Origin of the sequence: Microbispora bryophytorum (assembly GCF_043197435.1) — a bacterium.
Lineage (GTDB): Bacteria > Actinomycetota > Actinomycetes > Streptosporangiales > Streptosporangiaceae > Microbispora > Microbispora bryophytorum.
On the sequence record NZ_JBICTF010000007.1, the window covers coordinates 104,870 to 124,924 of the forward strand.

Consider the following 20,055-nt stretch of genomic DNA (forward strand, 5'->3'; position numbering starts at 1 on the left):
TTGGGTGACCATATACAGTAGGTGACTAATCCGTTACAGTCATGACGCCGGGGAGGCCGGTGACTGCTCGTGGGGCAGCAGGAACCGCCAGGAGAGCACATAGGTCGTCCCCGAGCCGGTCCTGAAGAGCGGCCGGTCGGACTGCTGCCCGGCGGGAACCGCCTTGGTGAGCGCACTCGCCGCCGCCCCCTCGACGTCCTCCTGCCAGACCGGGTCCACCACGCCGGAAGGCTCAGGAACGCCCTCGGGCCACGGCGACGGCTTGCCCTCCGCCGACTCGGCCCCTTCGGCGACCATCCGGACACGGGTGGCGACATAGTCGGCGCCCTCCGCGGCGGCCCGGGTCGCCAGGCCCTCCATCAGCTTCTTGGCGTCCACCAGCTGCTTCGGGTAGAAGTCCGCAAGCTGTTCCAGGGCCGGGACCCGCACCTCCAGCGACTTCCCGTCCTTGCCTCGTACGCCGAGGACGGTGTCGGGCAGGTCCGTCACCGACGGTGCGCCCGGCTTCGGCGCCGCGGTCGGCGGCTGCCCGGTCAGGTATTTCTCCATCCGCGCGACCACCTCGCCGGCCTCGGCATCGGTGAGCGTCATCTGCTTGCTCGCATCGACGATCACCAGGCCGTCGCCGTACAGCACCACCCTGGGCGGACGCAGCACGTTCGTGGTCGCGGTCACGAACCCGCCTTCCGCGCCCCACAAGGCGACCGGCTCCGCCGGCACGTCGGCGACCGCGGCCGCCGATGTGTCCGATTCCACTCCTCCACAGGCCGCGGTCAGCGCCGTCACCGCCACGAGCAGGATCATTCGTAGTCTCATGCCTCCACCACGTAAGCACTCTCACCTTGGTTCATCCGACTCCGCAACTACACAGGACCGCCCGTGGGGAGGAGTCGCCGGCCGGCTTCTCGTGCGGTCGGCGGGCAGGGCTCTTCGGGGGCGCGGGCGGGGTTTTGCGAGACAGTGGCGCGGGAACGACGTCGCGCCGTGTAGTGTTCGGAGAAACAGGTTGTGTCGAAGTCCCAGTTTGCGTAACAGCGCCTGCGGAGCTATGACAGCGGGCGTTACCGTACGGAGCCGAGGCTTTCCCAAGGCGGTCGGTCGCAGCAGCCCGGGGATCGCACCCGTGGTCCTCGAGATCGTCTTATCAAGGAGAAAGCAACATGGCTCAGGGAACCGTCAAGTGGTTCAACGCCGAAAAGGGCTTCGGCTTCATCGCTCCCGACGACGGCACTCCGGACGTCTTCGTCCACTTCTCGGCCATCGACGCCGGCGGCTACCGCTCGCTGGAGGAGAACCAGCGGGTCGAGTACACCGCGGGCCAGGGCGCCAAGGGCCCGCAGGCCGAGCAGGTCCGTCCGCTCTAAGCGACGCTTCACCGCCGATGCCGGGCACATAGTGGCCCGTCATCCGACGACATCCAGCCCCGGGCTCCTCACGGAGTCCGGGGCTTTGTCATGCGGGTTGCGCCGGTCGTTCGGGGCGGCAGACCTTCACTGACGCCTCACCCCTTCACGGCCCGGCGGAGCGGGTCAGCGGATGAGGGCGCGGGTGAGGAGCTGCTGCAGGACGTCCTGCTCCTCGGGGGCCAGAGGGGCCAGGGGGGAGTTTTCGGAGAGCAACTCGAGGAGGCGTCGGCGGAGCTCGGCGCCCTTGGGGGTCAGGACGAGCTGCTTGGCGCGACGGTCGTCGGGGTGCGGATGCCGTTCGAGGTAGCCCTGCTCTTCGAGGCGATCGGCGACGAAGGTGGCGTTGGAGGGCTCGCAGCCCATCCGTTCGGCGAGTTCGCGGAGGGTCATGGGGCGGGTCAGCTCGCACAGCGCGGTGCCCTGTGAGGCGGTCAGACCGAGAGTGGCCGCCCGGCCCCGGATGTTGGCTTCGATCTGATTGGCCAGGACCTTGACCAGCCCGCACAGCTCGCGGTCGGTCGGGGCTTGGGTCTCGCGCTCGGTGGCCACCGCACGAGTCTACTACAGTTCGAATAGTTGCAGTTAGAGCTATTCGAGTTGTAACTTCTGGCTCGTAGCGCCACCCCGGCGACACCTCTTCACGCACGAGGTAGGACCACATGGCCATGACAACCGATTTCGACCGCGCACGGCTGACCAGCGCACCGCGGGTTCGTTCGCTCCGCCTGGGCGAACTGAAGATCACCTATGTTCCGGACGGGCTGTGCCTGTGTAAACCGCGCGGCTGGCTGACCGGCGCCACCGACGCGGACTGGGCGGCCAACCGCGATCATCTCGACCACGACGGCTTCCTGCCCGCGGCCATCGGCGGGCTGCTGGTCGAGCGGGGCGACCGGGCCCTGCTCATCGACACCGGGTTCGGACCCGAGTCCCACCCCGACGACCCGGCCAACCCGGTCATCGGAAGCATCTACGGCGGTGAGATGCCGGACGGGCTGCGGCGGCTGGGCCGCGAGCCGCGCCAGATCGAGGCCGTCGCCATCACCCACCTGCACCTCGACCACCTGGGCTGGGCCTGGAGCGCCGAGCCTGGCACCGACGCGCCGCCGTTCGCGCACGCCACCCACTTCGTCGCGGCACCCGAGTGGGAGCGGCGCGACCTGGCCGCCGAGGGCGGGGCGACCGAGGAACGTCTGGCCGCCTTCGCACCCCGCGTCCGTACGGCCGAGGACGGCGAGGAGATCTTCCCAGGCGTGCGGGTCTCGTACTCTGCCGGACACACCTTCGGCCACACCACGTACACCATCACCGGCGGCGACCGCCGGCTCATCGCGTTCGGCGACGCGATGCACGCGCCGATCCAGGTCACCCACCCCGAATGGGGCTGCGTGCTCGATCACGACCCCGCCGAAGCCACCGAGCAGCGCCGCCGCCTGGTCGAGGAGCTGAGCCGCCCCGACACCATCGGCTACGGCAATCACTTCGCCGACGTGGTCTTCGGACGCGCCGAGCGCCGCCCCGACGGCCGGTTCACCTGGGTCCCCGTCGCCTGACCGTCCGCCATCCAGTGGTGCGCTCCCTGGAACGGGCCGCGCCACCACGCGCTAGAGAAACAGAGAACTGGTATGAAGCACATCAAGCTGGGGGACCTGGACGTCTCCCGTATCGGTCTGGGCTTGGTATCGATGTCCTACGCCTACACAGGAGCCGGCACGGACGACGCCGAGTCGATCCGCACCATCCACCGGGCCCTGGAGCTGGGTGTCACCTTCCTCGACACCGCCGAGGTCTACGGCCCGTACGTCAACGAGGAACTTCTCGGCAAGGCGCTCAAGGGCCGCCGCGACCAGGCCGTGGTGGCGACGAAGTTCGGCATGATCTCCCATGCGCACGGCGGGCCGGGACATCTCGACAGCAGCCCGGCCAACATCCGCACCGCCGTCGAGGGCTCGCTCAAGCGGCTGGGCACCGACTACATCGACCTGTACTACCAGCACCGGGTCGACCCGAACACGCCCATCGAGGACACCGTCGGGACGCTGGCCGAACTGGTCACCGAGGGCAAGGTCCGCCACATCGGCCTGTCCGAGGCTGGGCCGGAGACGATCCGCCGTGCCCACGCTGTGCACCCCATCGCTGCCGTCCAGTCGGAGTATTCCCTGTGGACTCGGGAACCGGAGGCACGGGTGCTGCCGCTGCTGCGCGAGCTGAACATCGGCTTCGTGCCCTACTCGCCGCTGGGCCGCGGCTTCCTGACCGGGCAGATCCGTTCCACCGTCCACTTCGACGACACCGACCTGCGCAAGAACAACCCACGCTTCACCGGCGAGAACTTCCAGCACAACCTGCGCATCGCCGACGAGGTCCAGGCCATCGCGGCCGACGCGGGTGCCACTTCGGCGCAGATCGCCCTGGCCTGGCTGCTGACCCGGGGCGACGACATCGCCCCCATCCCCGGCACCAAGCGCGTGGCACGCGTCGAGGAGAACTCCGCCGCCGACGCCGTGGAACTGACCGCCGAACAGATCAAGAAGCTCGACGACCTTCCCCCGGCCATCGGCGACACCCACGACGAAGCCGGCATGCGTACGCTGGAGCGTTGACCGGGCCCAAGTTGTGACCACACGAACGCGCCCATGCCGTTCGCGCGCGGACGGCATCACCCCCCATGAACTCCGACCGACACCGTTCCTTCCCGAGCTGAGGATTTCGTCATGCCAACTGATTTCCGCTGCGCCGTGCTGGACGACTACCAGAGGGTGGCACTCGGGCTGGCCGACTGGTCCCGGGTCCGGGCCACCAGCTTCCACGAGCACTTCACAAGCAGCGACGAGCTCGTGGCGGCCATCCACGACTGCGAGATCGTGGTCGCCATGCGGGAGCGCACGCCGTTCCCCGCCGAGGTGTTCGACCGCCTGCCCCACCTGCGGCTGCTCGTCACCACCGGCATGCGCAACGCCGCCATCGACCTGGAGGCGGCGCGGGCGCACGGCGTCACCGTGTGCGGCACGGGCGGCGGCTCGACCTCGACGGTCGAGCTGACATGGGCCCTGATCCTCGGCCTGGCCCGCCACCTGCTGCCCGAGGCGACCGCGCTGCGCGCCGGCGGCCCCTGGCAGCACACCCTCGGCACCGACCTGCACGGACGCACCCTCGGGCTGCTCGGCCTCGGCCGGATCGGGTCGCAGGTGGCGGAGATCGGGCGGGCGTTCGGCATGGACGTGCTGGCCTGGAGCCAGAACCTGACGCGCGAGCGGGCCGAGGAGTGCGGCGCGCGGCCGGCCCCCGGCCTGGACGCCCTGCTCGCCGACTCCGACGTCTTCTCCATCCATCTCGTGCTCGGCGACCGGACGCGCGGACTCGTCGGCGCGCGGGAACTGGCGCTGATGAAACCCACCGCCTACCTGGTCAACACCTCGCGGGCGGCGATCGTCGACCAGACCGCCCTGGCGTCCGCGCTGCGCGAGGGGCGCATCGCAGGAGCCGGTCTCGACGTGTTCGAGGAGGAGCCGCTGCCCACGGGACACGAGTTCCGTACGCTGCCGAACGTGCTGGCCACGCCACACCTCGGCTACGTCAGCGAGCTGAACTACGCGACGTTCTTCCGTGAGGCCGTGGAAGACATCGGCGCCTACCTCGACGGAGCCCCGATCCGGGTGCTGACCTGACTCACCCGGCTGCGCGGGGCCGACACGCTCGTTCAGCCCTGTACGTGGCCGACGGCGTCGAAGACGGCTGCGGCCACCGCGTCGGGCTGGGACGCCCCGACGGCGTGGGAGGCGCCCGCGATCTCACGGGTTCCGCGCGATCCGGCGCGTTCGGCCATGAACCTCAGCGCCGTGGCCGGAATACTGAGGTCGCGGTCGCCGTGGACGAACCAGGACGGCTTGGTACGCCAGCCCGGCTCGCTCACTGACAGCCCGTCGGTGAGCGCCTGTTCGGTGACCGGGCGCTGGGTCGCCGCCATCAGAGCGGCCTCGTCGGCGTCGAGGTCGGCGCAGAACTGGTGGTGGAAGGTGTCCTCGGCGATCCGGAACTCGTTGCCGCCGGAGGAGACCGGGTAGGCGACCAGCGCACCGCCCAGGCTGCTGCCCTCGAACTTTCCGGACAGTGCCAGCGCGCTCTCTCCGGGCTCGGGTGCGAAGGCGGCGACGTACACGAGGGCCTGCACGGCGTCGTCGCCGGCCGCCGCCTGGGTGATCACCATGCCGCCATAGGAGTGGCCGACCAGGACGACCGGCCGTCCGATGCCGGCGATGACGTCGCGCACGTAGGCGGCGTCGCCCTCCACGCTCCGCAGCGGGTTGGCCGCCGCGACGGCGGTCAGCCCGCGGTCGTGCAGACGCTGAATGACGCGGTTCCAGCTCGCCGACTCGGCGAAGGCGCCGTGGACGAGGACGACGACGGGCTGTTCTGCGGTGGTCATAAGTTCGCCTTTCCGTACTTCGATGGCCTGGGTGACGGCGGCGCCGGCCGCCGTCGAGCGGGCGGGGTTGAGCATCATGAAGTCGTGCGGGGTGCGGGTGTGACGGACGCCGGCGATGGGCACTCCCGCCGCCGTCCGCCCAGGTCACAAGGTACCGATCAGGCCGCCGTCGATGACGAAGTCCGCGCCGGTGACGTTGCCGGCGCGCTCGCCGGCGAGCAGGACGACGAGGTCGGCGACCTCGTCCGGGCGGGTGAACCGGCCGGTGACCGAGTCCGCGGCGGCCTGCTTCGCGACCGCCTGCGACTCGCCGCCGTCGCGGCGGGCGAGCGTGGCGGCGACGCCGTCCGGGCCGAGCCACAGGTCGGTGGAGACCGGCCCGGGGCTGACGGTATTGACCCGGATCCCGTGCGGGCCCAGCTCCTTCGACAGAGACTTGCTGAAACTGGCCAGGGCCGCCTTCGCGGCGCTGTAGTCGATCACCAACGGGTCCGGCAGCGACGCGTTGACCGAGCTGACGGACACGATCGCGCCGGAGCCCCGGCCGAGCATGAGCGGCAGCGCCTCGCGGGTGGCGCGCACCGCGGACAGGAAGTTGACGGTCAGGGTGGCGAGCCAGTCCGCGTCGGTGACGGACGCGAAGCCGCCGGTGCGCGGGCGTACCGCGCCGACGTTGTTGACCAGGATGTCCAGGCCGCCGAAGGCCGCGCCGGCGGCCTCGACCAGTTCGGCCGGGCCGTCCGGGGTGGCGAGGTCCACCGCGACCGGGCGTACGCGGCCCTCCGCCGCCAGCGCGGACAGCTCGGCGCTGATGTGCCGCGCTCCGGCGGTGACGCTGACGCCCTCCGCGGCGAGCGCCCGGGTGATCGCCAGCCCGATGCCCTTGCTCGCGCCGGTGACCACGGCGGTCTTGCCTGTCAGATGCAGCTCCACGACGGGCCTTTCTGCGGGACGCGGCCCCGCCCCCAGGGGGCCGCGTGCGGGTTCAGCGGACGGACTTGGCGGCGGCGACGATGACGTCCACCACGGCCTGCGGCCGGGACAGCATCGACAGGTGCGACGCGGCGACCTTGGTGACCTGGCTGTGCGCCCGGTTCGCCATGGTGGCCTGCAGAGACGGCGGCAGGATGCCGTCCTTCGTGCCTATCAGGTACCAACTCGGCAGCTTCTTCCAGGCGGGCGGCCCGGACGGCTCCTGCAGCGCGCTCAGCGCGATCGGGCGTTGCTCGGCGGCCAGCCGGACGGCCGTGGCGGCCGGCAGATCCCCCGCGAACGCCTGCGGGAACACCGCCGGCTTGATGTAGAGGTCGACGTCTCCGGCCGACGCCCCGGGGTAGGCCACGCCGTCGAACAACGCGCTGGGGTCGCCGCCGCCCTGCAGCCCGAGGACCGTCTCGCCCTCGTCGGGCGCGAACGCGTCGACGTAGACGAGCGCCTTCACGTCGGGGTCCGTGCCGGCCGCGTTGGTCACGACCGCGCCGCCGTAGGAGTGGCCGACCAGGACGACCGGGCCGCCGGTCCGCTGGGCGAGGAACGCCGACAGGTAGGCGGCGTCGGCGCCGAGCCCGCGCAGCGGGTTGGGCGCGGCGAGCACGGTGTACCCGAGCCGTTGCAGCCGGCCGGTCACGTCCGACCAGCTCGACGCGTCGGCCCAGGCGCCGTGCACGAGAACGATGGTCGGTTTGGGGTGATCGGGGCGGCCGGCGGCCGACGCCGGGGCGGCGAGTGTGAACAGGGCGAGGGCGGCCAGCGCGATCATCGCACCGCGCCGGCGGAGGGGTCGGTTCGTCATCGTTGAATACCGCTCTCAGTCGAGGAAGCCGAGCAGGTGGCGTGTTGACCGGTCGTCCTCATGGAACCGCGCCGGGGCGGGTCGCCGAATCAGGGAAAAACCCCAGTGTGTCCATGGGGGGTTCAGGCGGGTCTGGACGCGCCTTCGAGGAGCGGGGCGAGCTTGCGGCGGGAGGTGATGTCGAGCTTCCGGAAGATCTTGTTGAGGTGGTATTCGATGGTCGAGGTGCTGAGGAACAGGCGGGCGGCGATTTCGCTGTTGGTGGCTCCGGAAGCGGCGAAGGTCGCGATCTGCTTTTCGCGGGGGGTCAGGGCATCGGCGTCGGGGGCGGTTCGCTTGCGGGGGTGCTCGCCGGTCGCCGACAGTTCGGCTCGGGCTCGTTCGGCGAACGCCGCGGCGCCCATTCCCGTGAACATCTCGTAGGCCGTTCGGAGCTCGAAGCGCGCGTCGCTGCGGCGCTTGTGCCGCAGGAGCCATTCGCCGAACAGGAGGTGGCTTCGCGCGACTTCGGTCGTGATCCGCGTGTGGCCGAGCAGCTCGATCGACTCCTGGTAGAGCCGCTCGGCGTGCTCGTCGTCGACCATCAGCGCCCTGCAGCGGGTGAGCAGGCCGAGACCCCAGGCGGTGCCGGCGGCCAGAGCGCGCTCCTCCAGACGGGTGAGGGCCGCCTTCGCGGCCACGTGGTCGCCGCTCCGTACTCCCGCCTCGACGATCTCGTGCAACGATCTGGTGCCCGTGCCCGGCCTGTCGGCTTCAAACGACGGAAGGACGCAGGCCAGTGCTTCGGCGTAGCGGCCCAGGCTCAGCTCCAGCACCGCAAGGCTGTTCCCGGCGAAGTCGACGAGACCGGCGGTCGAGCCGGCCCGCGCGGCGGCCGCCAGCGCCCGTGTCTCGGCCTGTCTGCCGCTCCATGCCAGGAGCTCGATCCGCTGGATGTCTCCGGAGGACGGTTGCCCGATCATGCTGGACAGATCGGCGAGCTCGTCCTGGAGCGCACCCGCCGCCGAGAACCGGCCCGCGCGCAGCTCCCACATGGACCCGACCATGAGTGTGGTCCGCAGCGCGCCCAGCGCTCCGTTCTCGCGGTCGAAAGCTTCGAGCCGCTTCCACGCCCGCCATCCTCCCTCGTCGTCCCACACGTCTTCGGACGCGAACATGCTGACGACCGCCAGCGGCAGACCGTCCTCGGCGAGGCTTCCGTCCGTGTGCAGGGCCTCCAGCGCGCCGCGCAGCAACGGCACGGCGGGCCGGTGGCCGACGGCGATGCGTGTGGCATAGGCGTTGAGCAGCAGGTCGGAGAAGGTCGATTCCGTCGACTCCATCGCGGGTGAGGCCAGCACCGCGCGAGCGAGGCCCTGCGGGGTGACTCCGACGGAGTGGTCGTAGGTGATCAGGGCCACCTGGAGCGCTTCGAACATCATTTTTCGCGACAGGCGGGGATCCTGGTCGGCGATCGACTCAGCGGCCTCCAGGAGAATCGCGGGGGTGGCGGCGACCTGGCCGAGGTACAGCTCGGCCGTCGCCCTTATCTGCCGCGCACGGGCGCGCAGCACGGGACGGTCCAGGCCGAGCTCGGCACGTCCGAGCATCTTCCGCGCCGCGGCCGAGTCCCCGACCATGACGTAGGCCTGTGCCGCCGCGACGAGCCGTGCGGCCTCGTCGCGGACGTCGGGAGTGAGCTCCGCCGCGCGGGACAGGAAGGCGGCCTGCTCCGCGTGGCCGCCGCGGGAACGTGCGTGCTCCGAGGCTCTTTCGAGCTCCGCCGCGACCTCTTCGTCGAGGCCGATGGTGGCGTGCGCGCGATGCCACGCACGGCGGTCCCGGTCGCGATCCGGATCGCTCACGGCGGCGAGGGCGGCGTGGACGCTGCGCCGTTCCACCGCGTCGGCGCCCCGGTAGACGGCCGAGCGGATCAACGGATGCCGGAAGTCCAGCGAGCCATGGTGGGTGAGAACGCCCGCGGACAGCGCGGTGTCCGCCGCGCTCGCGGCGATCCCCAGGTGACCGGCGGCCCGCCAGAGCAGCGACTGGTCTCCGGGCGGCGCGGCGGCGACGACGAGGAGCAGCGTCCGGGTGTCCGCGGGGAGGGCCTGGATCTGCTGCAGGAAGTGCGTTTCGAGGAGCCGGCCGACCGGGAGGGGGCTGGGCAGGGGGGCGCGGCCCGACAACTGCTCGGCGGTGAGCGTGCGGGCGAGCTCGATCAACGCCAGCGGGTTGCCGCCGGTGCCGGTGACGATCTTCGCGGCCACGGCGTCGTCGAGACGTCCGGCAGCGCTCGTCGACAGCAGCCTGCGGGCATCGCGTACGGGCAGCCCGGACACCGTCATGACGGGCAGCCCGTCGAAGAGGGCCAGACCGTCGGAGCGCGGGCGGATGGCGAACAGGAGCCCCACGGCTTCGGCATGGAGGCGGCGGGCGACGAACGCCAGGGCTTCGGCCGACTCCCGGTCCAGCCATTGCACGTCTTCCACCACGCACAACAGGGGCTGGACCGAGGCGGCGTCGGCGAGAAGCGTGAGAGCCGCCATGCCGACGAGGTACCGGTCGGCCGCGACCGCGGCCTCCTGGCCGAACGCCGAGCGCAACGCGTCGCGCTGCGGGGTGGGAAGGCTCTCGATACGAGACGACCACGGGCGCAGCAGGCGGTGCAGCGCGGCGAAGCCGAGATGTGCCTCGGACTCCACACCGACGATCCTGGCGACGCGCACGTCCGGGCATCCCGTCGCGGCCTGGTCAAGGAGTCGGGTCTTGCCGGTCCCGGGCTCGCCGACCAGCACCAGCACGCCGCTCAGCCCTTCCTGGACGCCGGCCACAAGACCGGCCAGGACGCGCTGTTCCTCGACGCGGCCGATGAGCGGCCGGTCGGCGGCACGGTCAGCGGCACGGTCGCCGGCGCGGCCGGACAGGTCCTCCGGGAGAAGCGCGAGCACGTCGCGCGTGACTGCCGTCATCGGACGGCGGACTGGCGGATGAGCTGGGCGACCGCGGCGGGCTGGGAGACGTGGACGGCATGGCTGCCGATCGCCTCGACGACGAACGATCCGGCGCGTTCGGCCATGGCGCGCTGGGCCGGCGGCGGGATCATCCGGTCCTCGGTGGCGACGAGATACCAGCTGGGCCTGTGCCGCCAGGCCGGCTCGGTGACCACCCCGGCGCGGGCTCCCACACCCCAGGGGACCTGCGCGTCGGCCATGAACGCGGCCGACCGCGCGGACATGTCGGCGGCGAACGCGGCGTGGAACCTGTCACGGTCGAGACAGAGGAATCCCTCGCGCGCGGGCAGGATCGGCGGCGCCGGCGCCCCGGGTTGCGGGTCGGCGATGAGCGTGCCGGCCGACTCGCCCTTGTCAGGGGCGAACGCGGCGACATACACCAACGCCGCCACATTGGCGTGCGTGCCGATCTCACTGATGACGACCCCGCCATAGGAGTGGCCGACCAGGACGGCCGGACCGTCGAGCGCGTCCAGGACCCGGCGGGTCGCGGCGACGTCGTCGTCGAGCGACACCGTCGGGTTCTGCACGATCCGGACGCGGAAACCGTCTCTCACGAGGTCGTCGTAGACGCCGTGCCAGCCGGATCCGTCCACGAAGGCGCCGTGCACGAGCACGACGTTCTCGGTTGTCGTCATGGTCGCTCCTGACCTGGATGAACGGACAGGCTCGACGCCTGTCCTGTACGTCCAATCCAAGTCGCGCGGAAGGAACCGGACCACGCACAACAGCACGAAGAAGTTCGCGCTCAACCGGCTCTCGGCGGCTAACAAGAAGCGGCCGCGAGGTCGCGGCAGCGGTCGCCCTCCGCGGTGTCGCCGACGTCCTCGTACACCTCGGCCGCCCGCGCGTAGGCATGGCGGCTCTCCCCGGTCCGGCCCTCCTCGGCCAGCAGGGCCGCCAGTGTCTCCAGGGAGCGGGCCTGCAGAACAGGCAACTGGACCTGCTCCATGAGACCGGTCGCCTCGGTGAGCGTGATGATCGCTTCGGCCCGGCGGCCGAGCAGTCCCAGACACTCGCCGACGCGGGCAAGCGCGATCGGCCGGGTGAACACCGCGACGCTCGGCGTCACCCCCGACCGGTCGTCGTTCAGCAGGGCCAGCAGATCGAGGTACTGCTCCAGCGCCTCGGTGTGGCGTCCGGCGTCGCGAAGGCAGGTGCCGAGGGCGCCGAGACACTGGCAGTACCGATCCATGTCCCCGTTGGCCTTGTGGATCCCCGCCGCCTGGGTTTCCGCCGCGATGGCCTCATCGAGCCGCCCGAGCCGCCGGAGGGCGCCTCCCGCGTGGTGGTGGGCCAGGGCGATCTGCACCGTGGCGCCACTGCGGGTCGCCAGGTCGATCGCCTGCGCGGTGTAGCGCAGTGTGGTCTCCAGGTCGTCCCGCGGCACCAGATGGACCCAGGCCAGCATGTTCAGCTGTTTGGCCTGCCGGGCGGGATCCCCCAGTACAGCGGCGGCCTCGGCGCCGAGGGTGAACACCTCGTACCAGTGCGGCGCGTGCATCCACCGGTCGGAGAACCAGTTCATCGACTCGGCACAGTCGAGGACGGCGGAGTGCAGGCCACTGCTCGCCGCGTGGCGCAGCGCGCCCAGCCAGTTGTCCACGTTCACCCGCAGCCAGCGGTCGGCCTGTTCCGGGGAGGACAGTTCGGTGAGATCCGCGTCGGGCCCGGCGGGGCACCTGTAGGCAGGTTCGAACCACCGCCCCGCGGTGGTGGTGGCCATCCGCAACAGCCACGACGCCACCGTCTCGATCAGAGCGTCGCGCTCGGCCGCGGTGTCCTCCGCCTGAAGCCTGTCGCGGGCGAACAGCCGGACCAGGTCGTGGAAGCGATACCGGCCCGACGCGCCGTCCTGCAGCAGGCCGAGGTCGACCAGCTCGTCGAGGGCGTCCCAGGCATCCTCGGCCGAAATCCCGCCGGCGACCGCGGCCAGAGCGGCGTCGAAGTCCCGGCCCGGCACCAGGGCGAGCCGGCGGAAGAGCTGCCGCGCGGACCCCGCGAGCTGCTCGTACGACATCCCGAACGCATTGGCGATCTTGAGGTCACCGGCACTGAGCTGCTCAAGCCGGCGTTCCTCGTTCGCCAGCCGGGCGACGAGCTCGGCGGCGCTCCAGCCGGGACGGCTGACCAGCCGGTTCCCGATGATCCGCAGCGCGAGAGGCAGGCCGCCGGACACCTGCGCGAGCTGCGTCAGCGCCCGCTCGCCGTCCGATGCGGAGCGGTCGCCCAGAATTCCGGTCAGCAGTTCGGTGGCCTCCGCCAGGGGCAGGGGTCCCAGGCTGAGCCGGCGTACCCCCTCCAGGCCCGCCAGCAGCCGGCGGCTGGTGATCAGGACCCGGCCGTGGCTGCCGCCCGGCAGCAGTGGCCGGATCTGCTCCTCGGAGGCGGCGTTGTCGAGCACGACCAGAACGCGCTTCCCCTCAAGCAGCGACCGATACAAGGAGGCGCGATCGGGGACGTCACCGGGCATATCCCGGTCCTCGACGCCGAGCGCGCGAAGCAGCAGCGCCAGAGCCTCACCGGCGGCGACGGGGTGCGGGGACATGCCGAACAGATCGAGGAAGTACACCCCGTCCGGAAAATCGGGTCGCAGGGCATGGGCGGCGCGAACGGCGAACGTGGTCTTCCCCAGACCGGCAGGGCCGGTGATCAGTCCGACGCCGGCCACCCCCGGCGAGGCGTCGGCGTGCACCAGATCGTTCGTCCAGGCCAGCTCCGGAGCCCGGCCGGTGAAGTCGCCGACGGATCGCGGCAGCGCGCACAGACCGGTCGGGCGGGTCCAGTGATCCCGCAGGCGGCCGTCCCGCGCCAGTTCGACGAGCTGCCTGCGGGCGCTCTCATCGAGAGCGAGCGCGTCCGCGAGAGCGGTGACGGTCCGGTGCTGAGGTCCTCTGCTGCGTCCCCGCTCCATGTTGGACAGGCTTCGGGCGCTCACCCCTGAGGCCTCGGCGAGCTGTTCCAGCGTGAGACGCGCCGCGTGCCGATGGCGGCGCAGCACCTCCGCGAAGCTGAGTGGATCGGCGATGGGGACCACTCCTTCTCAGCGGTGGGTCCATGACCCCCGAAGGCCCTCACGGAGGCGTCGATCAACCCGCGCCTGAGCGGGCACCACTAGAAGAGGGAAGCACTCAGTGCCCGGCCGGGACACTAGGGACGCCCCCTAGTCGTCGATCCCAGGGTCGGGCCGGGCGAGGCTCACGCGGAGCGAAGGGCCTCGGCGAGCTGGCGGCGGGAGGAGATGCCGAGCTTGGCGTAGATGCGGGACAGGTGGTATTCGACGGTCTTCTGGCTGACGTAGAGCTCCGCCGCGGCCGCCTGGTTCGTCCGTCCGCTCGCGATGAGGTGTGCCACGGACAGCTCGCGTTCCGTCAGCGCCGACAGCCGGCCGGGATCCTTCTCGAACGCCGTGAGCCCGCTCGCGGACAGATCGGCCTCGCACCGCCGGGCGAACGGCACGGCGCGCAACGTGCTGAAACGGCCGTGAGCCTTGTGGAGCCACGCTGCCGCCTCCCGGCGCGACGTGGAACCGGTGGCCAGGAGAAGCCTTCCGTAGGCCTGTTCCACGATGGCCCGGTGAAGGGGCCCGGTGTCACCGTCCGCGTCGGCGGCGACGGCCCGCTCATAGATCGCGAGGGCGTCGTGCGGACGGCCCTGGGCTTCGGCGAGCCGACCGCCGAGTCCGGCGATGACGACCCCGAGATAGCCGTCGCCGTCGTAGGCCGCCCGCAGTTCACGCAGTGCCACCGCTGCGGCGTCCACCCGTCCGGTGCCGGTCAGCGCCTCGACGAGCAGCGACTGCTGCCACAGCCAGAAGGGCTTGTACCGCAGGCGGAACCGGCCGTCTTCGGCCGTTCCGTCGAGCAGCGGCCGGAGCGAGCGCAGCATGGCCGTGTGGTCGCCCCTGGCCTGGGCCACGGTCGCGGCCGCCAGGGCCGAGTAGACGATCTCGCCTGCCGAGTCGAGGGACTGCGCGATCCGCGCCAGGTCGTCGAGGTGCCGCTGCGCGATGTCCCACTCGCCCCGGCCGGCCTTGACGCAGACGGCCGCGAAACCGGCCGGGGCCTCACCCACTAGCTGGTCCTGGGACGACGCGACGGCCAGGGCCCGCTCCGCGGTGGACTCGCTCTCGTCCCAGTCACCGGCGACGTAGTGGACGACGGACAGAAGGGAGATCGTCAGGGGGCCGAACTTGGATCCCGCCCCCTGCTGGTCGCGTTGCGCCACGATCTGAAGATCGGCGCGCGCCGCGGAGAGCTCGCCCAGGAACAGACGCAGGACGCCGCGCGTGGCCAGCGTGTCGAGACTGTGGTTGCCCACCGTGGTGCCCTGGACCGGCAGATGCGCGAGGTCCCGCAGTGCCGCGCGCGGACCTTCGTGCCAGAGCCGGCCGGTCGCCAGGGCCGCGCGGGTGAAGTCGGTCGTCGCGGGGTCGAGATCGCCTGTCGCCAGGGTGCGGCGGGCGATCTCCACCGTCTCGGCGCCCCGCCCGCGCCAGAGCATGATGTTGGTCAGGAAGGTGCCGGCCAGTACCGCCACCCAGCCGGGCTTCGGGAGCGACAGAGCCTCCTGCCATGCCTGGGTGAGGTGCGCCTCGGCGGTGGCGAACCGGCCCGCCATCATGTCCAGGGTCCCCAGGACGCAGCTGCGCAGCGGCCCCGGCGAGCAGTCCTCCACCTGCTGCCGCAGGTTCGCGGCCCAGCCGGGCTGCATGGTGAGCAGCGACTGGGCACAGGCGGTGAGGAGCCGTCGTTCGCGATCCGCGCGGTCGGCCGACAGAGACGATGCCCACAGGAGGCGGGTGGCGGCCACGGCGTTGCGCCCGCTCGCCGCCTCTTCCATTCCGGACCGGTCGAGCTCGTCGGAGAGCCGGGCGTCGGTGGTCGTGGCAGCCGCGACCCGATGGGCCCAGCTGGCGGCCGTGCCCACGAGCGCAGCCGCGCCGGCGTGCAGAAGGCGACGCCGTTCTGGGGTGAGCGAGTCGTAGATCGTGTCGCGCTGGAGCGCGTGCACCAGGGCGACGGGGCTCTGAGGTTCCTTGGGCCACCACAGCGCGAGCCCGGCGGCCAGAGCAGGCCCGAGTGCGCGCGTCGGGTCCGGGAGGCCGGCGAGCCGGCCGGCCGCCGACAGCGGAACCTGCGCGTCCAGCACCGCCATCGCCTCCAGGAGGTCGCGGGACTCCTGTGGGAGACGGTCCAGTTGCGCCCTGATCCCGACCTGAAGCGATCGCGGGACGGGCCAGCGCTCCAACATGCCGTCTCGCAGCACCTCGGCGGGGATCTCCGCCAGCACGGTCCGGACGTACAGCGGGTGTCCCCGGGTGTAGGCGTGCAGCCGGTCGGCCAGGCCCGGCGCCAACCGGCCTTCGATCAGGGCCTGCGCCAGCTGCGCGATCTCGTCGCGGCCGAGCCCGCCCAGGTCGACCTTCACCGTCCGCTCCGACGAGCGCAGCAGCCTCTCCAGGATTTCGCCGGCCGCTTCGGCTTCCGGCCGGGTGGCCAGAATCGTCAGGACCCGGTCCGCCCAGAGACGGCGCAGAACGAAGCCCAGCATCTGGACCGACAACCGGTCCGCCCACTGGACGTCGTCCACGATCACGGCGACGGGGTTCCCGGACTCCTGCAACGCGCCCAGCAGGAGCAGCAACTGACCGCCGACCACGTGCGGATTCGTCCCCGCGGGCGGGCTCTCGGCCAGCAGGGGGAACTGTTTCAGCACCGCTCGGTCCACATGCCGGGCCAGCTGTCCGATCACGCCGTACGGCAGGTCGGCCTCCGACGGGTCCCCGATCGCCCGGAGGACGGTGAAGTCGTCCAGCGCCGCGGCGAACCTGCGTACGAGGGCACTCTTGCCGATCCCGGCCTCACCCTCGATGACGGCCAGCCAGGAGTCACCTGCCCTGACCTTGTCCGCACAGTACCGAAGCCGGTCGGACTCACGCGCACGGCCGACGAACGACTCGTCCGCCACATCAGGGTCCACGTGCCCGAACCCTCCCAGTGCCAGTCGTGGCGGAGCGCCTTTGTCACCTCCGACATGAACATTCTCGCCGGAAAACGAGCGGAAGGTCTCATGCGCTACGAAGTCAGAAAATCACACCGCCTGTGGCATGCGACGCGGGGGGACTGTGGACTTTCCCTGTTACGAAGCCTCCGGCGCCGGTGTTCTCCTGCTTCGAAGACAAGAACACATGTGGAGGCACCATGACGACACCGATCCCCGTCATCTTCATTCACGGCCTGTGGCTGCACGCCACGTCGTGGACCCCCTGGATCGAGATGTTCGGCGACGCGGGCTACGCGCCGTCCGCCCCCGGCTGGCCCGGCGACCCCGACACCGTGGCCGAGGCGCGCGAGAACCCCGAAAGCATCGCCGACCATGGCATCGACGACGTCGTCGAGCACTTCGCCGGGATCATCCGCACCCTGGACACCCCGCCGATCCTCGTCGGCCACTCCTTCGGCGGAATGATCGCGCAGAAGCTGCTCGGACAGGACCTGGCCCGCGCCGCCGTCGCGATCGACGCCGCGCAGATCAAGGGCGTCCTGCCGCTCCCGCTGTCCGCGCTGCGCGCCACGCTGCCGGTGTTCAAGAACCCCGCCAACAAGCACCGTGCGGTCTCGCTGACCGCCGAGCAGTTCCGGTTCGCGTTCGGCAACGCCATCTCCGAGGCCGAGTCGGACGCGCTGTATGAGCGATGGACGATCCCCGCGCCCGGCAAGCCGCTGTTCGAGGCGGCCGCCGCCAACTTCAACCCGCACTCACCGGCCAAGGTCGACACCGCCAACCAGGCACGCGGCCCGCTGCTGCTGATGACCGGCGGCAAGGACCACACCGTCCCGGAGACGGTCGTCCGCGCGACGCTCAAGCAGTACCGGCACTCTGACGCCGTCACCGACATCACCGCGTTCCCCGACCGGGGTCACTCGCTGACCATCGACGCGGGCTGGCGAGAGGTCGCCGACACCGCGCTGACCTGGCTGCGCCGGCAGTCCCTGTAGGACCGTTCCTCTCTTCCCCCTGGAGCCATCGATGAGACCTTCCCTCAGCTTGTTCAAACTGCGCAGTCTGGGACTGCTCGCCATGGCCGCGGCGGTCGGACTGACATCCGTCGTCGTCACCGGTCCGGTGAGCGCCGCCTCGCCGACGACCGCCCACTCCGTGAAAGAGGAGATGCCCGCTGGATTCTCCGAACACAAGGTGCAGGCCGGCTCGCTCGCCATCAACTACGTGATCGGCGGCCACGGACCGACTCTGGTCCTGATCCACGGATACCCGCAGACCTGGTACGAGTGGCGGCACATCATGCCGGCGCTGGCCGAGCATTACACGGTCATCGCCCCCGACCTGCCCGGCGCCGGACGCAGCGACGCCCCGGCGGCCGGCTACGACAAGAAGACGATGGCCGCGGAACTGCACGCGCTGCTGGTGCGACTCGGACGCGACAAGGATCTCCGCATCGTCGGGCACGACATCGGCACCATGGTCGCGTACTCGTATGCCGCCGCGCATCCGGCGGACGTGCGGAAACTGGTGCTCAGCGAGGCGCCGATCCCCGACCCCGGCATCTACTCCTACCCGTCACTGACCGCGGACGGTCCCGGCTTGTGGCACTTCGGCTTCTTCGCGCTCACCAACGGCCTGCCCGAAGACCTCATCACCGGCCGCGAGACGTCGTGGACCGGCAAATTCATCGAGAACCTCGAGGTCAAGCGGGGCGCCGTCACTCCGGACGAGATTTCGGTCTTCGCCGGCTACCTGCGGGACAAGGCGCACCTCGAAGCGAGCTTCGCGTGGTTCCGCACACTGCCGCAGGACATTAAGGACAACGCCGTCTACCGCAAGCACAAGCTCACCATGCCCGTCCTCGCGATCGGCGCTTCCGCGAGCCTCGGCTCCGCCGTAGCGGACCAGGTGAAGCGGTACGCGAAGAACGTCACCGGCGTCGTCGTCCCCGATTCCGGCCACTGGATCTACGAAGAGCATCCCGACGAGATGACCCAGCGCCTGCTCACCTTCTTCAAGTAACCAGAAAGGCCACTTCCCCGTGAGTACGCGACTGTCCATTGGCGACCTTCGAGCGAACGTGACCGGCACCGTTCTCCTACCGGAGGACGAGGGCTACGCGGAGGAGCTTCGCACCTACAACCTGACAACGGTGCATGCGCCGTCCGTCGTGGTCGGCGCCGAGAACGCGGCCGACGTACAGGCCGCGGTGAAGTTCGCCGCGGCTCATGACCTGCCGGTCGCGGTGCTGGGCGCGGGTCACGGCAGTTCCGTGCCGTCGACGGGCTCGGTCCTGATCACGACGCGGCGCCTGAGCGGGCTGGCGATCGACGCGGGCGCTCGCACGGCCCGGGTCGAGGCGGGCGTCCGGTGGGGCGACTTCATCGAGCAGGCAGCCAAGGTGGGTCTGGCGGGTCTGAACGGCTCGTCGCCGACGGTGACGGTCGTCTCCTACACCCTGGGCGGAGGTCTCGGGCCGTTCGGCCGCAAACACGGGTACGCCGCCGACCACGTCACCGCTGTGGAAGTGGTGACCGCGGACGGCCGGTTGCGACGCGTCACCGCGGAATCCGAGCCCGACCTGTTCTGGGCGCTGCGCGGCGGGAAGGGCAACTTCGGGGTCGTGGTGGCGATCGAGTTCGACCTGTTCCCGATCCGCGGCTTCTACGGCGGCGGCATCTTCTTTCCCGGCGAGTTGTCGGGGAAGGTGCTGCACCTGTTCCGGGAGTGGACGGCCGACGTGCCGGAGGAGATGTCAGGCTCGGTCGGGTTGCTGCACCTCCCCGCGTTGCCGTTCGTGCCGGAACCGCTGCGCGACCGGCTGGTGGCCCATCTGCGGATCACGTACCTCGGAGACCCGGCGGAAGGCGAACGGCTGGTCGCGCCGTTCCGGGCACTGGGCGAGCCGATCATCGACGCGGTCGGCGAGATGCCGTACTCGGCGGTCGCGGCGGTGCACAACGACCCGATCGACCCGCTGCCGTTGTTCGAGCATGGCGCCCTCCTGAGCGAGTTGCCGGCCAAGGCGGTGGAGGAGTTCCTCCGGCTGGCCGGCCCGGACGCGGCCTCGCCGTTGGTTCTGGCGGAGATCCGTCACATGGGCGGGGCGCTGGCCCGGTCGCCGGCGGTGCCGAACGCGGTCGGAAACCGCGACGCGACGCTCTACAACGTCTTCCTCGTGGCGGCGGGCGGCCCGCCCGACGCCACGGCTCTGCACGGCTACGAGCAGACGCTGATCGACGCCCTGGCACCGTGGTCGACCGGCCGCCGGTATCTGAACTTCATGTTCGGGGGCGACGCGGATCCGCGGACCGCGGCGCTGGCCTGGTCGGAGGAGGCATATCCGCGGCTACGCGAGATCAAGGGGCGGTACGACCCAGCGAACCTGTTCCGGATCAACCACAACATCCCGCCCCTCCGCTGACAAGACGT

The 20,055-nt window shown here is 70.9% G+C and carries 16 protein-coding genes; 7 read left to right on the forward strand and 9 right to left on the reverse strand.

All coding sequences use genetic code 11. The annotated features are described in order from the left end of the window. Positions 1 to 39 precede the first annotated feature (39 nt). Positions 40 to 816, reverse strand: a complete 777-nt coding sequence (locus ACGFIB_RS24610; RefSeq protein WP_142574573.1) for a hypothetical protein — start codon at positions 814 to 816, stop codon at positions 40 to 42. Between the two features lie 344 nt (positions 817 to 1,160). On the opposite strand from ACGFIB_RS24610, the gene ACGFIB_RS24615 reads away from it, so the two are divergent. Beyond that, the gene (locus ACGFIB_RS24615) at positions 1,161 to 1,364 is read left to right on the forward strand and encodes a cold-shock protein (protein ID WP_142574572.1); all 204 of its coding nucleotides are present in this window, start codon (positions 1,161 to 1,163) and stop codon (positions 1,362 to 1,364) included. Between the two features lie 165 nt (positions 1,365 to 1,529). On the opposite strand, the gene ACGFIB_RS24620 is transcribed toward ACGFIB_RS24615, so the two are convergent. Beyond that, on the reverse strand, positions 1,530 to 1,955 hold the full coding sequence (locus ACGFIB_RS24620) for a MarR family winged helix-turn-helix transcriptional regulator (protein WP_357265818.1): 426 nt from the start codon (positions 1,953 to 1,955) through the stop codon (positions 1,530 to 1,532). A 110-nt stretch (positions 1,956 to 2,065) separates the two neighbouring features. Between ACGFIB_RS24620 and ACGFIB_RS24625 the strand changes: the two genes are divergently transcribed. From ACGFIB_RS24625 to ACGFIB_RS24635, 3 genes are all read left to right on the forward strand, one after another. Next, positions 2,066 to 2,959, forward strand: coding sequence for an MBL fold metallo-hydrolase (locus ACGFIB_RS24625; protein WP_393375210.1), 894 nt, complete (start codon positions 2,066 to 2,068; stop codon positions 2,957 to 2,959). A 72-nt stretch (positions 2,960 to 3,031) separates the two neighbouring features. Further along, a complete protein-coding gene (locus ACGFIB_RS24630) occupies positions 3,032 to 4,009 on the forward strand; it encodes an aldo/keto reductase (protein ID WP_142574569.1) in 978 nt (325 codons plus the stop codon). 111 nt (positions 4,010 to 4,120) lie between these two features. Next, positions 4,121 to 5,074: a D-2-hydroxyacid dehydrogenase family protein gene (locus ACGFIB_RS24635; protein ID WP_393375213.1), complete on the forward strand. Its 954-nt coding sequence runs from the start codon at positions 4,121 to 4,123 to the stop codon at positions 5,072 to 5,074. 32 nt (positions 5,075 to 5,106) lie between these two features. Here the strand turns inward: ACGFIB_RS24635 and ACGFIB_RS24640 are convergent, their stop codons facing one another. The 7 genes from ACGFIB_RS24640 to ACGFIB_RS24670 all read right to left on the reverse strand — a co-directional run bounded on the left by ACGFIB_RS24640 (position 5,107) and on the right by ACGFIB_RS24670 (position 16,599). Beyond that, the gene (locus ACGFIB_RS24640; RefSeq protein ID WP_393375216.1) at positions 5,107 to 5,955 is read right to left on the reverse strand and encodes an alpha/beta fold hydrolase; all 849 of its coding nucleotides are present in this window, start codon (positions 5,953 to 5,955) and stop codon (positions 5,107 to 5,109) included. Positions 5,956 to 5,976: 21 nt separating this feature from the next. Continuing rightward, complete coding sequence (locus tag ACGFIB_RS24645; RefSeq protein WP_142574567.1) at positions 5,977 to 6,765, reverse strand: oxidoreductase; 789 nt, start codon at positions 6,763 to 6,765, stop codon at positions 5,977 to 5,979. 52 nt (positions 6,766 to 6,817) lie between these two features. Continuing rightward, on the reverse strand, positions 6,818 to 7,624 hold the full coding sequence (locus tag ACGFIB_RS24650) for an alpha/beta fold hydrolase (protein WP_393375218.1): 807 nt from the start codon (positions 7,622 to 7,624) through the stop codon (positions 6,818 to 6,820). 122 nt (positions 7,625 to 7,746) lie between these two features. Continuing rightward, positions 7,747 to 10,575 carry a LuxR C-terminal-related transcriptional regulator gene (locus tag ACGFIB_RS24655; protein ID WP_393375221.1) on the reverse strand — a complete coding sequence of 943 codons (2,829 nt, stop codon included), beginning with the start codon at positions 10,573 to 10,575 and terminating at the stop codon, positions 7,747 to 7,749. Continuing rightward, positions 10,572 to 11,255 (reverse strand): alpha/beta fold hydrolase, encoded by a 684-nt coding sequence (locus ACGFIB_RS24660; RefSeq protein ID WP_393375223.1) that lies wholly within the window; start codon positions 11,253 to 11,255, stop codon positions 10,572 to 10,574. Before ACGFIB_RS24660 ends, ACGFIB_RS24655 begins: the two co-directional genes overlap by 4 nt. A gap of 128 nt (positions 11,256 to 11,383) precedes the next feature. Beyond that, complete coding sequence (locus ACGFIB_RS24665) at positions 11,384 to 13,654, reverse strand: ATP-binding protein (RefSeq protein WP_393375226.1); 2,271 nt, start codon at positions 13,652 to 13,654, stop codon at positions 11,384 to 11,386. 161 nt (positions 13,655 to 13,815) lie between these two features. Continuing rightward, positions 13,816 to 16,599 (reverse strand): ATP-binding protein, encoded by a 2,784-nt coding sequence (locus ACGFIB_RS24670; RefSeq protein WP_357248856.1) that lies wholly within the window; start codon positions 16,597 to 16,599, stop codon positions 13,816 to 13,818. A 221-nt stretch (positions 16,600 to 16,820) separates the two neighbouring features. Between ACGFIB_RS24670 and ACGFIB_RS24675 the strand changes: the two genes are divergently transcribed. Genes ACGFIB_RS24675 through ACGFIB_RS24685 form a run of 3 tightly spaced genes read left to right on the forward strand, consistent with a single transcriptional unit; the run spans position 16,821 to position 20,047 of the window. After that, the gene (locus tag ACGFIB_RS24675; protein WP_142574562.1) at positions 16,821 to 17,618 is read left to right on the forward strand and encodes an alpha/beta hydrolase; all 798 of its coding nucleotides are present in this window, start codon (positions 16,821 to 16,823) and stop codon (positions 17,616 to 17,618) included. 31 nt (positions 17,619 to 17,649) lie between these two features. Then, positions 17,650 to 18,645 (forward strand): alpha/beta fold hydrolase, encoded by a 996-nt coding sequence (locus ACGFIB_RS24680; protein WP_393375229.1) that lies wholly within the window; start codon positions 17,650 to 17,652, stop codon positions 18,643 to 18,645. A 58-nt stretch (positions 18,646 to 18,703) separates the two neighbouring features. Beyond that, positions 18,704 to 20,047: an FAD-binding oxidoreductase gene (locus ACGFIB_RS24685; RefSeq protein ID WP_393375232.1), complete on the forward strand. Its 1,344-nt coding sequence runs from the start codon at positions 18,704 to 18,706 to the stop codon at positions 20,045 to 20,047. Positions 20,048 to 20,055: the final 8 nt, after the last annotated feature.

Bases quoted from the DNA above. Each gene is read 5' to 3' on its own strand.
- ACGFIB_RS24660 (WP_393375223.1), bottom strand. From the start codon at position 11,255: ATGACGACAACCGAGAACGTCGTGCTCGTGCACGGCGCCTTCGTGGAC.
- ACGFIB_RS24625 (WP_393375210.1), top strand. From the start codon at position 2,066: ATGGCCATGACAACCGATTTCGACCGCGCACGGCTGACCAGCGCACCG.
- ACGFIB_RS24615 (WP_142574572.1), top strand. From the start codon at position 1,161: ATGGCTCAGGGAACCGTCAAGTGGTTCAACGCCGAAAAGGGCTTCGGC.
- ACGFIB_RS24655 (WP_393375221.1), bottom strand. From the start codon at position 10,575: ATGACGGCAGTCACGCGCGACGTGCTCGCGCTTCTCCCGGAGGACCTG.
- ACGFIB_RS24630 (WP_142574569.1), top strand. From the start codon at position 3,032: ATGAAGCACATCAAGCTGGGGGACCTGGACGTCTCCCGTATCGGTCTG.
- ACGFIB_RS24650 (WP_393375218.1), bottom strand. From the start codon at position 7,624: ATGACGAACCGACCCCTCCGCCGGCGCGGTGCGATGATCGCGCTGGCC.
- ACGFIB_RS24610 (WP_142574573.1), bottom strand. From the start codon at position 816: ATGAGACTACGAATGATCCTGCTCGTGGCGGTGACGGCGCTGACCGCG.
- ACGFIB_RS24635 (WP_393375213.1), top strand. From the start codon at position 4,121: ATGCCAACTGATTTCCGCTGCGCCGTGCTGGACGACTACCAGAGGGTG.
- ACGFIB_RS24680 (WP_393375229.1), top strand. From the start codon at position 17,650: ATGAGACCTTCCCTCAGCTTGTTCAAACTGCGCAGTCTGGGACTGCTC.
- ACGFIB_RS24675 (WP_142574562.1), top strand. From the start codon at position 16,821: ATGACGACACCGATCCCCGTCATCTTCATTCACGGCCTGTGGCTGCAC.